General features: G+C 70.5%; 10 protein-coding genes. 3 read left to right on the plus strand and 7 right to left on the minus strand.

Annotation, left to right across the window (positions count from 1 at the left end):
- Positions 1-160: 160 nt before the first annotated feature.
- On the minus strand, positions 161-2,773 hold the full coding sequence (locus ACWD1Z_RS18040) for an ABC transporter permease/substrate binding protein (protein WP_451119682.1): 2,613 nt from the start codon (positions 2,771-2,773) through the stop codon (positions 161-163).
- A complete protein-coding gene (locus ACWD1Z_RS18045) occupies positions 2,766-3,854 on the minus strand; it encodes a quaternary amine ABC transporter ATP-binding protein (protein WP_451119684.1) in 1,089 nt (362 codons plus the stop codon). Before ACWD1Z_RS18045 ends, ACWD1Z_RS18040 begins: the two co-directional genes overlap by 8 nt.
- 203 nt (positions 3,855-4,057) lie before the next feature.
- On the opposite strand from ACWD1Z_RS18045, the gene ACWD1Z_RS18050 reads away from it, so the two are divergent.
- The 3 genes from ACWD1Z_RS18050 (at position 4,058) to ACWD1Z_RS18060 (ending at position 7,450) form a co-directional block, all read left to right on the plus strand.
- Positions 4,058-4,987 (plus strand): 5'-3' exonuclease, encoded by a 930-nt coding sequence (locus ACWD1Z_RS18050; protein ID WP_451119714.1) that lies wholly within the window; start codon positions 4,058-4,060, stop codon positions 4,985-4,987.
- A 145-nt stretch (positions 4,988-5,132) separates the two neighbouring features.
- On the plus strand, positions 5,133-5,975 hold the full coding sequence (locus ACWD1Z_RS18055) for a siderophore-interacting protein (protein ID WP_451119686.1): 843 nt from the start codon (positions 5,133-5,135) through the stop codon (positions 5,973-5,975).
- A gap of 527 nt (positions 5,976-6,502) precedes the next feature.
- On the plus strand, positions 6,503-7,450 hold the full coding sequence (locus ACWD1Z_RS18060) for an RluA family pseudouridine synthase (RefSeq protein ID WP_451119688.1): 948 nt from the start codon (positions 6,503-6,505) through the stop codon (positions 7,448-7,450).
- Here the strand turns inward: ACWD1Z_RS18060 and ACWD1Z_RS18065 are convergent.
- Genes ACWD1Z_RS18065 through ACWD1Z_RS18085 form a run of 5 tightly spaced genes read right to left on the minus strand, consistent with a single transcriptional unit; the run spans position 7,444 to position 12,040 of the window.
- Positions 7,444-8,973: a cytochrome P450 gene (locus ACWD1Z_RS18065; protein ID WP_451119690.1), complete on the minus strand. Its 1,530-nt coding sequence runs from the start codon at positions 8,971-8,973 to the stop codon at positions 7,444-7,446. The genes ACWD1Z_RS18060 and ACWD1Z_RS18065 overlap by 7 nt on opposite strands.
- A 50-nt stretch (positions 8,974-9,023) precedes the next feature.
- Positions 9,024-9,644: a GTP-binding protein gene (locus ACWD1Z_RS18070; RefSeq protein ID WP_451119692.1), complete on the minus strand. Its 621-nt coding sequence runs from the start codon at positions 9,642-9,644 to the stop codon at positions 9,024-9,026.
- Positions 9,625-10,020, minus strand: coding sequence for a DUF742 domain-containing protein (locus ACWD1Z_RS18075; RefSeq protein WP_451119694.1), 396 nt, complete (start codon positions 10,018-10,020; stop codon positions 9,625-9,627). The genes ACWD1Z_RS18070 and ACWD1Z_RS18075 overlap by 20 nt, the downstream gene beginning before the upstream one ends.
- Positions 10,017-10,424 (minus strand): roadblock/LC7 domain-containing protein, encoded by a 408-nt coding sequence (locus ACWD1Z_RS18080; protein ID WP_186283327.1) that lies wholly within the window; start codon positions 10,422-10,424, stop codon positions 10,017-10,019. Before ACWD1Z_RS18080 ends, ACWD1Z_RS18075 begins: the two co-directional genes overlap by 4 nt.
- Positions 10,421-12,040, minus strand: coding sequence for a sensor histidine kinase (locus tag ACWD1Z_RS18085; RefSeq protein WP_451119696.1), 1,620 nt, complete (start codon positions 12,038-12,040; stop codon positions 10,421-10,423). The genes ACWD1Z_RS18080 and ACWD1Z_RS18085 overlap by 4 nt, the downstream gene beginning before the upstream one ends.
- Between the last annotated feature and the right edge of the window lie 400 nt (positions 12,041-12,440).

Here is a 12,440-nt window from a genome sequence, read left to right on the forward strand (position 1 = left end):
GGGCACTGCCCGCCGCGCCGGCGCCCGGGTCCCGGGCGAAGCGGCAGGCAGGCCCGGTGAACGACATCCCCTCACCCTACTTGGCCGGATTTCGCGCACAGAAGAGAAGGCGGGCGTCCGGCACCGTCAGGTGTGCCGGACGCCCGCCGTATTCGGGGGTTCAGGCCGCGGGGGTCATGCGGTCGACCATCTCCGGGTGCTCTTCGAGCCACGCGGCGACGGCCTCCTCCTCATGCCCCTGGCCACGGTCCTTGATCTCACGCTCCAGGGTGCCGAGCTCGTCCTCGCTCATCCTGAAGTTCTTGATCCACTTCGTGAGCTGGGGGTACCTCTCGGGGAAGTCCTTGTTGGAGATCGTCCGGATCGTGTTGCCCTCACCGAAGAACTTCCGCGGGTCCTTCAGCTTGGTCAGCTCGTACTCGCTGTACGCCCAGTGCGGGGACCACAGCACGACGGCGATGGGCTCCTTCTTGGCGTAGGCGCGCTTGAGCTCGGCCAGCATCGCGGGCGTGGAGCCGTCGACGACCTCGTACTCGTCGTCCAGCCCGTACCCGGGGAGCACCTTGGTCTTGAGCAGGTTCATCTCCCCGGTGCCGGGCTCGATGCCGACGATCTTCCCGTCGAAGGTGTCCGCCTTGCCCTTCAGGTCCGCCAGCGAGTCGATGCCCTTCACATAGGACGGCACGGCGAGCTCCAGCGAGGTCGGCTCGTACCAGGTCCCCAGGTCGTGGAGGCTGTCCTTGCTCTTGTCCCAGTAGTTCTTCTGCGCGTACGGCAGCCAGGCGTCGAAGTTGAGATCGAGATCGCCGGAGGCGAGGCCGGTGTAGACGGGGCCGACGTCCATCTGCTTGAGGTTCAGCCGGTAACCGCGCCGCTCCAGGACGTTCTTCCACAGGTAGGTGACGGCGATGTCCTCGTCCCACGGGAACCAGGCCACGTCCAGCGGGCGCTTCGCCTCGGCCGGGGTCGCGGTGTTCTCGACCGGCGCGAGCTTGTCGACGAGCCCCGGCTGACCCTTCAGCCAGGCCCGTACGGCGTCCTGCTGCCGGCCCTTGCCGGCCTCGTTGATCTCCGACTCCAGGCCGGTGAGCTGCTCCTCGGTGAGCTCGAAGTCCTTCAGCCACTTACCGACGACCGGGTTCTCCTCGGCGAAGCCCTTGCGGGACAGGGTGTGCACCCCGTCACCCTCGCCCCAGGCGCCCTTGGGGTCCTTGAGCTTCTTCAGCTTGTAGTCGCTGTACGCCCAGTGCGGCGACCAGAGCGTGACGACGATCGGTTCCTTCTTGGCGTACGCCCGCTTGAGCTCGGCCAGCATGGCGGGCGTCGAGCTGTCGACGACCTTGAACTCCTGGTCCAGGCCGTACTCCTGCAGCACCTTGCTCTTGAGCAGGCTCATCATCCCGGCGCTGGACTCGATGCCGGTGATCCTGCCGTCGAACTGCCCGGCCTTGCCCTTGAGGTCCTCCAGCGAGTCGATGCCCTTCATATAGGCGGGCACGCTCAGTTCGAGGGAGGTCGGGCCGTACCAGGGGCCCAGGTCGTCCAGCTGGGAGCCGTACTTCTTCCAGTACTGCTCGTGGGTGGTGGGCAGCCAGGAGTCCGTCTGGAAGTCGATGTCGCCCTGGGCGAGGGAGGTGTAGAGGGGGCCCGCGTCGAACTGCTTGGCCTCGACCTCGTAGCCGCGCCGCTCCAGGATCTCCTTCCACAGGAAGGTGGAGGCGACGCCCTCGTCCCAGGGGATGTAGCCGATGCTGATCTTCTTGCCCTGGCCGACGTTGTCGCCGCCCGTGACCGGCTCGGTGTCGTCGGCGCCGCCGAAGACACCCATGCCGCCCGCGACCAGCGCGAGCACCACGACACCGACCACGGCGACGGAGGCGCGGGGGCGGTACGACCAGATCTTCAGGCCCTGGGCGGCGCGTGCCCGGGCGGCGGCGCGGCGGCCGAGCGGGGAGACCTGGGTGCCCAGCGCGCTGGTCATCCGGTCCAGGTAGATGGCGAGGATGACGATGGCGATGCCCGCCTCGGCGCCGAGGCCGATGTTGAGCTGGCCGATGGCCTCGTTGACGTCACCGCCGAGGCCGCCGGTGCCGACCATGCCGGCGATGGCCGCCATGGACAGGCCGAGCATGATGACCTGGTTGACGCCGGCCATCACGGTGGGCAGGGCCAGCGGGAGCTGGACGCGCAGCAGGGTGTCGCGCGGGGTGGTGCCGAAGGCCTCCGCGGCCTCGACGAGTTCCTTGTCGACCTGGCGGATGCCCAGCTCGGTCATGCGCACACCGGGGGCGAGCGCGAAGACGAGGGTGGCGACGATGCCCGCGGCGGCGCCGCTGCCGAAGAAGAGGATCGCCGGGATCAGGTAGACCATCGCCGGCAGTGTCTGCATCAGGTCCAGGCCGGGCCGCACGATGGCGCTGACCCGGCTGGAGCGCGCCGCCCAGATGCCGAGCGGCACCGAGATCACCAGCGCGATCAGGGTGGCGACCAGGACCAGCGACAGGGTCACCATCGCGTCCTCCCACAGATCGAGGGAGATCACGAAGGCGAAGCCGACGAAGGTGAGGACCCCGGCGAGGGTGCCGCGCAGCCAGCACGCGATCACCGTGAAGATGCCGGTGAGCAGCAGCGGCTCGGGCGCCTGGAGGACGGCGTCGACGCCCTCGTAGGCGCCGCGGAAGACCTGCTCCAGGAAGTCGAACAGCCAGCCCATGTGGGTGGTGAGCCACTCGACCGCGTCGTTGACCCATGAACCGAACTCGATCCTAGGCACCGGCGGTCACCTTCTCCGCGTCCTTGTCCCGGGGGGCCGGGCACGGCTCGGGTTCGGCGGTCTCGTCGCCGAGGAAGCCCACGAGGCGCTGCCGGGGTACGACGCCGACCAGCTGCTTGTCCCCGTCCAGCACCGCGACCGGGTGGGAGAGGCGGGCGCTGAGGGCGCACAGGTCGTGGAACGGGGTGTCGGGGCTCGCGGTCGCGCAGGCGCAGTCGGCCTCGTCGCCGCGGACCTCGCGGTTCATGACGGAGGAGGCGGTGAGCACCCGGGAGCGGTCGACGTCCTGGGTGAAGGAGGCGACGTAGTCGTCGGCGGGGCGCACCAGGATGTCCTCGGCGGTGCCGATCTGGACGATGCGGCCGTCGCGCATGACGGCGATGCGGTCGCCCAGGCGCATGGCCTCGTTGAGGTCGTGGGTGATGAAGACGATGGTCTTCTTCAGCTTCGTCTGCAGCTCCAGCAGCTGGTCCTGCATGTCACGGCGGATCAGCGGGTCCAGCGCGCTGAAGGACTCGTCCATCAGCAGCAGGTCGGCGTCGGTGGCGAGCGCGCGGGCGAGGCCGACGCGCTGCTGCATGCCGCCGGACAGCTCGTCGGGCCAGGACTTCTCCCAGCCCTTCAGGCCGCACAGTTCGAGGGCCTCGGTGGCGCGCGCGAGCCGCTCCGCCTTGGGGACGCCCTGGACCTCCAGGCCGTAGGCGGCGTTCTCGACGACACTGCGGTGCGGGAAGAGCGCGAAGTGCTGGAAGACCATGCTGATCTTCCTGGCCCGGACCTCGCGCAGCTCGCGGGGGCTGAGCGCGGTCAGGTCCTGGCCGTCGAAGCGGACCTGTCCCGCGGTCGGCTCCAGCAGGCCGTTGAGCATCCGCAGCAGCGTGGACTTGCCGGAGCCGGACAGGCCCATGACGACGAAGATCTGGCCCGGTTCGACGGTGAAGGAGGCGTCGATGACGGCCGCGGTGGTGCCGTCGGCGCGCAGCTCCTCCCGGTCGGCTCCGGCTCGGAGCCGCTCCACTGCCTCGTCCTGTCGTCTCCCGAACACCTTGTGCAGATGTTCGGCTTCCAGCCTGGCTGACACGCGTACCTTCTCGTTCTCGACGGCAAAGAGCTCGATAAAGCTCAACAAAGAGAGAGCGACGCGGCGCACGAGGCGGCATCGCTCCGGGGCGGCGCCTGCCCTTCTTCGTCGGACACAAACGCACAAGTGTTCCAGCCCACAGCTGACGCGCCTGACGCAACCCGTTGCGCCGGGACAGCCCCTTGTCAGTGGGGTACGGCATGATGCGGGGCGTGACCGGACGACTGATGCTCCTCGACACCGCCTCGCTCTACTTCCGCGCCTACTTCGGCGTGCCGGACTCCGTGAGGGCACCGGACGGCACCCCGGTGAACGCCGTGCGCGGGCTGCTGGACTTCATCGACCGCCTGGTGAAGGACCACCGCCCGGACGCCCTGGTGGCCTGCATGGACGCCGACTGGCGGCCGCAGTGGCGGGTGGACCTGATCCCCTCGTACAAGGCGCACCGGGTCGCCGAGGAGCGTGAGGCCGGCCCCGACGAGGAGGTCGTGCCGGACACGCTCTCGCCGCAGGTGCCGGTGATCGAGGCGGTCCTGGACGCGCTCGGCATCGCGCGCGTGGGGGTCGCGGGGTACGAGGCGGACGATGTGATCGGCACGTTCACCGCGCGGGCGAAGGGCCCGGTGGACATCGTCACCGGGGACCGCGACCTGTACCAGCTGGTGGACGACGCGCGGGGGATCCGGGTGCTGTATCCGCTCAAGGGCGTGGGCACGCTCCAGCTCACCGACGAGGCGTGGCTGCGCGAGAAGTACGGCGTCGACGGCCGCGGGTACGTGGATCTGGCGCTGCTGCGCGGCGACCCGAGCGACGGCCTGCCGGGTGTGCCGGGCATCGGGGAGAAGACGGCGGCCAAGCTGCTCACCGAGTTCGGGGACCTGGCCGGGATCATGGCGGCGGTGGACGATCCGAAGTCGAAGCTCACCCCGGCGCAGCGCAAGCGGCTAGACGAGGCGCGACCGTATGTCGCGGTGGCGCCGACGGTCGTGCGGGTCGCGGACGACGTACCGCTGCCGGACGTGGACACCGCACTGCCGCGCACTCCGCAAGATCAGGCTGCGCTCCAGGGGCTGGCGGAGCGCTGGGGGCTCGGGGGATCTTTGCAGCGTCTGCTGACGACGCTGGCGGCGTGAAGGGCGTTCCCCCATCGAGTGAATGAGGTTCGGTGGGCTGGGAATTCGTCCCTTGAGTTCTCCTTCACTCGCTTTGCCGCAGGAACCATTCGGCGGACCGAGGTGCTAACTTAGGTAACCCTAAGCTTATTCGAGGGAGGCCGTCATGGCAGAACGCCCTGCCCGCAAGCCGCGCAAGCCCCACTCCGCGCAGGTCGTCCGTACCGAACGGCTGACCCCGCACATGCAGCGCGTGGTGCTCGGCGGGGAGGGCCTGGCCGACTTCTCGGCCGACACCTGCACGGACCACTACGTGAAGCTCCTCTTCGGGCCCGACGGGGTCACCTATCCGGAGCCCTTCGACCTGGAGCGGATCCGGGCGGAGTTCCCCCGCGACCAGTGGCCGGTGACCCGCACCTACACCGTGCGCGCCTGGGACCCCCAGCACCACGAACTGATGCTGGACTTCGTGATCCACGGCGACGAGGGCCTCGCGGGACCCTGGGCCCTGCGCGCCCGGCCCGGCGAGACCGTGCGGTTCATGGGCCCGGGCGGCGCCTACGCCCCGGACGCCACCGCGGACTGGCATCTGTTCGTCGGCGACGAGAGCGCCCTGCCGGCCATCGCCTGCGCCCTGGAGGCACTGCCGGCCGGCGCGACGGCGTACGCCTTCGTGGAGGTCGCGGGCCCGGAGGAGGAGCAGAAGATCGACTCCGACGTGACCGTGAGTTGGCTGCACCGCGGGGACCGCCCGGTCGGCGCGGCCGTGACCGAGGCCGTCCGCGCGCTGCCCTTCCCGGAGGGCCGGGTGCACGCCTTCGTCCACGGCGAGGCGGCCTTCGTGAAGGACCTCCGTCGCCTGCTCCGCGTCGAACGGGAGATCCCCCGCGAGGACCTGTCGATCTCCGGCTACTGGCGCCTCGGCCACAACGAGGACGGCTGGCAGGCCTCGAAGCGGGAATGGAACGCCCGAATCGAGGCAGAACAGGAAGGCAAACCGGCCGCCTGATCCCAGGGGGGACGAGCCGGGTCCCACCACGGGCCCCCGCCCCACCCCACCGCAGGCCCGTGCCTTGAGCCCACCGCAGGCCCGTGCCCTGAGCCCCACCCCGGGCACCCTGCCGTGAGCCCCACCGCGGGCGCGTACCCTGAGCCCCACCTCGGGCCCCCTGCCGTGAGCCCCACCGCAGGCCCGCCGCGGGAGACGCCACGGCGGAAACGCTGCCTGAGCCCTTCGGACACGCCCTATACCCCACCGCAGACCCGCCGCCAGAGCCCCGCGGACACACCCTCCACGCTCCACCGCTGGACCACCGCGCGAGCCCCACCCCAGGGCAACCAACTCAGCCCCACCACGGCCTCCGGCCGAGCCCCTCACGCGGGCCGCTGCAAGGCCCCACCACAGGCCCGCCGCCACACCCACCGCGGACACCCCCTAGCGCCCCACCAAGGGTAACCGCCAGAGCCCCACCGCAGGGCAGCCGCCTCACGCCTCCACGAACCTACCGCAGCCCCCCACCCGTACCCTTGATCGTCATGCGACGCCGGATCCCTCCTCCGCCCTCCCCGCTCCCCCAGCGCGACGGGGTCGATCCGGTGCGGGTGCGGTTGCCGGGTGGGGGTGGCTGGGCCACCGTGCGGGAGCATCTGGTGGAGCGGCTCGCCGCCGGGGACGGGGTCATCGACCAGATGTTCGAGGCGGGGCTGTTCGTCGGGGCCGACGGACGGCCCGTCGAGGGCGACGCCCCCTACGTGCCGGGGATGTTCGTGTGGTTCCACCGCGAGCTGCCGGACGAGGCACCCGTGCCGTTCCCGCTGGAAGTCGTCCACCGCGACGAGCACATCGTCGTCGTCGACAAACCGCACTTCCTCGCCACCACCCCCCGCGGCAGCCACATCAAGGAGACCGCGCTGGCCCGGCTGCGGCGCGAGCTGCAGCTGCCGACGCTCGGCGCCGCGCACCGGCTCGACCGCCTCACCGCCGGACTCGTGCTGTTCACCGTCCGCCCCCAGGAACGGGGCGCCTACCAGACGCTGTTCCGCGACAAACGGGTCCGCAAGGAGTACGAGGCTGTCGCGCCGTACGACTCCTCCCTCACCCTGCCCACGACCGTGCGCAGCCGGATCCTCAAGGAGCGCGGGGAGCTTGCCGCCCGGGAGGTGGCGGGCGAGCTCAACGCCGTCAGCCGGGTCGAACTGGTCGAGCACCGGGGCGACGGACTCGGACGGTACCGGCTGTTGCCCGCCACCGGGCAGACCCACCAGCTGCGGGTCCACATGAACGCCCTCGGCATCCCCATCCTCGGCGATCCGCTCTACCCGGTGGTGGCCGCCCCCGTACCGGCCGGTGACTTCCGGCGCCCGCTGCAACTGCTCGCGCGGGCACTGGAGTTCACCGATCCGGTCACGGGGGCGGAGCACCGCTTCCGCAGCGGCCGGGTGCTCGGGGCCTGGGCGTCGTACGGCACCTGGGCCGGTCAGTAACCCCTCCACCAGCGGACCAGGCGGCGCCATGCGCCCGGCCGGCGGGGCGGTTCGGGCGTGCGGACCGGCGGCGGGACAACGGGCACCGGCTGGGGTGCGGGCGCCGGCTGGGACACGGAACCGGGCTGCAGCGCGGGCGCCTGATGGGACACGGAACCCGGCAGCGGACGCGACCCCGTGCTGATCTGCCACGCCGGACGCGGCGCCGGTACCTGGTTGAGGCTCGGCTTCATCGTCACGTCCTGCTGCGGCTTCGGCTCGAACCGGACCGGGAGCTCCACCAGGTGCCGGGAGGAGATCGACTGACGCCAGGTCAGCTCCTCCTCGGCGCAGTCGAGCCGGACGTCCGGCAGGCGCATCAGCAGCGCGTCGACGCCGACGTCGGCGATGCCACGGGCGATGTCCTGGCCGGGACATTCGTGCGGACCCCCGCCGAAGGCGAGATGGGACCGGTTTCCCTGCATGTTGGCGGCGAGGTCGGGCCGGACCCGCGGGTCGACGTTGCCCGGTGCGATGCCGAAGAGCAGACCGTCGCCCTTGCGGATGCGCTGCCCGCCCAACTCCGTGTCGTGCTTGGCGTAGTAGGCGAAGACGGTGCTGAACGGCGGCTCGTCCCACAGGGACTGCTCGACCGCCTCGGGCACCGTCATCTGGCCGCCGTTCAACTGCGCACGGAAACCGGGGTCGGTGAGGACCATGCGCAGCACATTGGCGAGGAGGTTCGCCGTGGCCTCGTAGGCCGCCATCAGCACGACCCAGAGGTGCTTGGTGACCTCGTCGTCGGTGAGCCGGGCCGGGTGGCTCATCAGCTGGCTGGCGAAGTCGTCGGCGGGCTCGACCCGGCGGCGCTCGGTGAGCCGCTGCAGGGCGCCCATCACGTACGCGTGACTGGCGATGGCGGTCTCGGTGCCGCGCAGCATGTCGCGGGTGGCCTGCACGATCCGGTCGTTGTACTCCTCGGGCATGCCGAGGATCTCGCACATCACCGCCATCGGCAGATGCTCGGCGAACTGGCCGACGAGATCCGCCCTGCCCTGCTCGCAGAACTGGTTGACCAGGCGCTGGGTGGACCGGTTGATGTACCGCCGGATGCCGCGGTGGTCGATGGTGGACATGGCGCCGGTGACCGCGCCGCGCAGCCTGAGGTGCTCGTCGCCCTCGGCGTAGGAGCAGATCGGCTCCCAGGCGATGTGCGGCATCAGGGGGTGGTCGGGCTTGACCATGCCCTCCAGCAGCGGGGTCCAGATGCGGCTGTCCCGGCAGAACTGCGAGGGGGTGCGGAGCATGTGCATGTTCTCGGCGTGGCCGAGCACCACCCACATCGGCACGTCGTCGTGGAGCAGCACCGGCGCCACCGGGCCGTGCTCCTCGCGCAGTTCCTCGTACAGCTCGTCCAGGTCCTCCGCGTCGGGACCGTAGAGCCGGCGCAGTCCCCCTGGCCCGAGGCGATGGGCGGGGCAACCGGGCGGCGGGCCGGACCGCGGGTCGTCCGTGCCGGTCAGGGAGTGGGATTCAGGCGTCACGTGGTCGCTCCGAAGTGGATCCGGTGTCGGGGGAGTTCGGGATACGCCGGTCAGGTCAGCGCGCCCGTCATGGCGAGCGAGTGCAGGAAGCGCATCAGGGTCATGAGGGTGTCCCGGCTGGAGGCGCGGCGGCGGGCGTCGCACTCCACGATGGGGATCTCCGGGGGCAGGTCGAGCGCCTGCCGCAGTTCCTCGACGGGGTAACGGGGCGCGTCCGGGAAGGAGTTGACGGCGACCACGAAGGGCACGCCGCGCTCCTCGAGTCGCCCTATGACGTCGAAGCTGACCTCCAGCCGGCGGGTGTCGATCAGCACGACCGCGCCCAGCGCGCCCTCGAACAGGCCGTTCCACAGGAACCAGAAGCGCTCCTGGCCGGGGGTGCCGAAGAGATAGAGCACCAGCTTCTCGGTGATGCTGATGCGGCCGAAGTCCATGGCGACGGTGGTGGCGGTCTTGGTGTCGGAACCGAAGTTGTCGTCGACGCCGATCCCGGCCTGCGTCATGGTCTCCTCGGTGGTCAGCGGCCTGATCTCGCTGACCGAACCGACCATGGTCGTCTTGCCGACGCCGAAACCGCCCACGATCACGATCTTCACCGCGGCCTGTGCCGTCTGCGGCAGCCGGTCCTCGGCGCGTGGTCCCGGGATGGTGTCAGAGCTTTTGAAGTCCATGCATCACCGCTTCGAGGAGGGAACGGTCGGCGACCGACTGCCGCACCAGCGGCTTGTGCGCCTGCACCAGTTCGTCCGCCAGCATGTCGGTGAGCACCACGGTCACCACGCTGAACGGGAGGTTGAGATAGGCGGACAGCTCGGCCACCGACAGGGGGGCCGTGCAGAGCCGGAGCAGCGCCGTCTGCTCGGGCGTCGCGGAGGGCGGTGGATCGGCGCGCGCCGTGATTAAGGTCACCAGGTCGAGGTCGGCGCGCAGCTCACCGTCGCCGCCGACCACGAACATCCGCTCGGGGTTCCTGCGCTCGCCCTCTTTGGCCGGCTGCGCGACGGGCGGTGGCGTCGGGGACCGCCGCCGGCGTTGCGGAGGAGTCATACGGTCTGCCCATTGCGCCGGGGCGGGCTGGTCAGATGCGGTCCGATCCGGTCCACCAGGTCCCGCATGCGGTTGCTCATCAGACCGGGTTCGGCGAACGTGTCGGAGAGCACCGCGAGATAGGCGTTGGGCCCCGCGGCCATCAGATAGAAGTAGCCGCGGTTGATCTCGATGATGACCAGCTTCATCTTGCCGTCGCTGTCCGGGATCTCGTGCGCGACGGCGCTCGCCAGGCTCTGCAGGCCGGCGCAGGCCGCGGCGACCCGGTCGGCGGCGTCGGGATCGCCGCCGTGCCGGGCGATGCGCAGGCCGTCGGCGGAGAGCACGACGATCATCTCGATGCCGGGTACGCCGTCGGCCAGATCCTTGAGCATCCAGTCGAAGTTGGCTCGCTGCTGGATCACTTGAGGTCCCCCTCGTCATCGGCCGGGGCGTGGGCCGGTTCATTGGTCGGCTGGCGGAATGCGTTGGGATCGGGATCGCGCTTGAGGCCCTCCCAGAAGGCCTCCACCCACAGTCCGGGGGGCGTGTCGTCCTCCGGCGCCGGCTCGGGGGCGGGCGGCTTGATGGCGTCGCCCCACACGGGCTTCTCGCCGCGGGCGATGCGTTCCTGGTCCTCGCGTTCGAGCTTGGCCTGCTGGGCGATGCGCTCGCTGAGCGGGGTCTTGACCCGGCTGCGGCGCTGCGGCAGACCGCCCGGCGTCCACTCGGTGACGACCGGGACGTCGTCTTCCAGGGAGAGCCCGGCGGGGATGCGCGGGTTGGTGGGGCGGCGCGTCTTGGGCTTGCGCTTGGGGCCTTCGAGCGCGCCGAGCTCCGGCAGGGGGGCGGCGGTGGCACCGATGCCGTGGGCGTAGCCGGGGGCGGGTTCGGTGGTGATCATCTCGCGCGGCACGATGAGGACGGCGCGGACGCCGCCGTACGCCGACGTGCGCAGCGACACCTGCATGTCGAAGGCGGTGCACAGCCGGCCGACGACGGCGAGGCCGAGGCGCGGGGTGTCGCCGAGCTCCTGGAGGTCGATGCCGGCCTTGGCGGCCTCCAGCATGCCCTCGACCTTGGCGCGGGCCTCTTCGCTGAGGCTGACGCCGGCGTCCTCGATCTCGATGGCGACGCCGGTCTGCACCTCGCTGGCGGTGACGTGCACCTTGGTCTGCGGCGGCGAGTAGCGGGTGGCGTTGTCGAGGAGTTCGGCGGCCGCGTGGATGACCGGCTCGACGGAGATACCGCGGATGTTGACCTTGCAGATGTTGTCGAGCGAGATGCGCCGGTACTCCAGGATGCGCGACATGGCGCCGCGCAACACGCTGTAGAGCGCGACGGGTTCGGGCCACTGACGGCCCGGGCGGCCGCCGCCGAGGACGGAGATGGAGTCGGCGAGCCGGCCGATCAGCGCGGTGCCGTGGTCGATGCGCAGCAGGTCGTCGAAGACCTCGGGGTTGCGGCCGTGGTCCTCCTCCATCTCGAGGAGTTCCTTGTTCTGCTGGTGCACGATCGCCTGGACGCGGCGGGCGATGTTGACGAAGGAGCGCTGGGCGGAGTCCCGCAGCTGTTCCTCGTGATCGATGATGTAGAGCACGCGCTCGATCAACGACAGTTCGGGCGGGGTGAGTTCACGGTAGGACGGGTCGAGTTCACCCAGGTGGTGAATCACCTCTGCGGGCGAATTGCCGCGGTGCATGTAGTCGATCGCGACGGGCACGATCTCCCGGGCGAGCCGGTCCATCTGGTACTCGTGGGCGGCGACCCGCCGCTCCAGATACGCGGTGTTGCGGGCGTGCTCCTCGCGCGCGCCGCGCAGGGCGCGGCCGCGGCGTACGACTTCGGCCGCCGTGGCGATCACCAGGACCGTGGCGACGGCGCCGCACCAGCCGACGGCCGCCCGGGCCGGCCCCGTCACCAGGGCGGCGGCGGCTCCGGTCGCCGCGGCCATCAGTATGGCGGGCGGCAACAGCACGCGCGCGTACGGCAGTTCACGCCGTCGTGGCTGGGCGGCGGGAGGGGGTTGAACACTCACCATGTGGGCCCTCTGAAAGGAATCGGCTGGGAGTCGGGGGAACTTGCAGGGGGGTACGTCATGGAACGTTCTGTATCTACGGGAGGTTTGGGGAACAAGCGCACGAATACGCCTCAACTCGGTGCGCTGCGGGCGAGCTTAGTCCGACCGGATCATCGCCGTGTCATATTCAGCAAGCACCTGAAATCACCCCCGTGGCAGGAGTACTCTCAACTCCATTTGCACGCTGGGGAATCACTCGCACACGCCGTGTCACGGCGTACGCCGGTGCGAAAACACTCACCGTGACGAGTGAACGCGCTCCCGTGGAACGCGAAGGGCGGGGGGGGGGACCGGCTACCGGGTGCCGCCCCCCCCCGCGCGGCCCCCCGGGAGGGCGGGGCGGGACACATGGGGAGAGCGT

The sequence above is a fragment of the Streptomyces sp. NPDC002784 genome (assembly GCF_053592135.1).

Coding starts and splice junctions, on each gene's coding strand:
- ACWD1Z_RS18050 (WP_451119714.1), top strand. CDS start 4,058: ATGCGGGGCGTGACCGGACGACTGATGCTCCTCGACACCGCCTCGCTC.
- ACWD1Z_RS18055 (WP_451119686.1), top strand. CDS start 5,133: ATGGCAGAACGCCCTGCCCGCAAGCCGCGCAAGCCCCACTCCGCGCAG.
- ACWD1Z_RS18060 (WP_451119688.1), top strand. CDS start 6,503: ATGCGACGCCGGATCCCTCCTCCGCCCTCCCCGCTCCCCCAGCGCGAC.
- ACWD1Z_RS18070 (WP_451119692.1), bottom strand. CDS start 9,644: ATGGACTTCAAAAGCTCTGACACCATCCCGGGACCACGCGCCGAGGAC.
- ACWD1Z_RS18075 (WP_451119694.1), bottom strand. CDS start 10,020: ATGACTCCTCCGCAACGCCGGCGGCGGTCCCCGACGCCACCGCCCGTC.
- ACWD1Z_RS18085 (WP_451119696.1), bottom strand. CDS start 12,040: ATGGTGAGTGTTCAACCCCCTCCCGCCGCCCAGCCACGACGGCGTGAA.